Source organism: Paraburkholderia sp. SIMBA_053 (genome assembly GCF_046534895.1).
GTDB lineage: Bacteria > Pseudomonadota > Gammaproteobacteria > Burkholderiales > Burkholderiaceae > Paraburkholderia > Paraburkholderia caledonica.
This window is the reverse complement of the sequence record NZ_JAWRXU010000340.1, coordinates 1-321: the sequence shown is the minus strand read 5'-3', so window position 1 is coordinate 321 and position 321 is coordinate 1. Positions and strand designations below refer to the sequence as shown.

Below are 321 nucleotides of genomic sequence, written 5' to 3'. Positions count from 1 at the left end.
CGTCGTCCGCACAGATGAGCCGGGTCGCATTTACGCCGAACACGGGCGACGGACCTCGCTGCGAACGGCGAGCGGCTCACCGAGGCGCGCCAGCATGCCTATGCGACGAACCGCGAGGAACTGTTCATCGGCGATATGTCGATCGCAGCGCCCGTGGTCGGCAGCCAGGGGCGCCCCGTTGCTGCCGTGCATGTGGTTGCGCCCACAAGCAGATGGACTTTCGAAGACGCTCGGCAGAAGCTCGCTCCTGCCGTTATCGACTGCGCGAGAGGTATCAGCAACTCGATACGGACGTTGGAGTAGCGATCAACGACCTACGAT

General features: G+C 63.6%; 1 pseudogene. It reads left to right on the top strand.

Going from position 1 to position 321, the window contains the following annotated elements:
* Nucleotides 1-303: pseudogene (locus SB753_RS35905) on the top strand (IclR family transcriptional regulator C-terminal domain-containing protein); the annotation flags it as partial.
* Nucleotides 304-321 lie beyond the last annotated feature (18 nt).